Genomic DNA, 1,004 nt, shown 5'->3' with positions numbered 1-1,004 from the left:
TGACGCAGAGGAACACGCCGCCGAGCACGAGGAACCCGGTGCCGCCGCTGTGGAGCATATAAGTCAGGCCGTACATGGGATTGAGCGCCTCCAGGATCGCCGGATGGCGCACGATGCCGGAGATGCCCAGCGCGGCCATCGTGACGAACCACACCGCCATGATCGGGCCGAATGCGCGGCCGATCTTCGCCGTGCCGAGCGGCTGGATCGCGAACAGCATCAACAGGATCAGCACCGCGAGCGGCAGCACGTACGGCTCCAGCGTCGGCTCGACGATGGTCAGGCCTTCGAGCGCCGACAGCACGGAAATCGCCGGCGTGATCGCGCCATCGCCGTAGATCAGCGCGGCGCCGAACAAACCGACCGCGACGATCAGCGGACGCTTCTGCCGCTTGACGCCGAGCAGCGCCATCAGCGCGAGGATCCCGCCCTCGCCGTCGTTGTCGATCCGCATCGCAAAACCTGCGTACTTGACTGTCGTGACGACGATCAGCGTCCATACCAGCAACGACACCACGCCGAAAATGCTCTCCGGGCGCGGGCCGCCCGTCAGGTCGAGTACCGTCTTGAACGTATATAGCGGGCTGGTGCCGATGTCGCCGAACACGACACCCAGCGCGACGACTCCGCTCGCCAGAAATAGCGGCGTTTTCCCCTGATTCGACATGTTTTCTTTCAACCTGAAATAAGCCAGAACGCACAGGATACTCAGGGTCGGCTTACATTTATCGAAAATCGACACGCGGGGCGGTGCGCCTGTCGTGCGGAACCGGCTCGCGCTCCGCCGCACGTCACGCTCATGCGACGCAGGCTGCGTCCCGGACGCGTGTCAGGCCGCGAACGGCTCGCTGCGGCATCGGCCGGCCCGCTTTACCCGGCACGCCGATCGCCCGCATAGTAGAGCCTTCACCCACTCGCCCCGCCGCCATGTCCGCACCCGCCGAACCCAGCACCTGCGTCGTCCGCGACGCAACCGACGACGACCTAGCCGCCATTCAGGCCAT

1 protein-coding gene is annotated in these 1,004 nt (G+C 65.4%); it reads right to left on the bottom strand.

Going from position 1 to position 1,004, the window contains the following annotated elements; genetic code table 11:
* On the bottom strand, window positions 1-667 hold a 667-nt coding region (locus KH616_RS25375), incomplete at its 3' end, for a KUP/HAK/KT family potassium transporter (protein ID WP_292255358.1).
* Window positions 668-1,004: the final 337 nt, after the last annotated feature.

It is taken from the genome of Burkholderia sp. (assembly GCF_018375725.1).
Lineage (GTDB): Bacteria > Pseudomonadota > Gammaproteobacteria > Burkholderiales > Burkholderiaceae > Burkholderia.
This window is presented reverse-complemented; position numbering and strand designations above follow the sequence as displayed.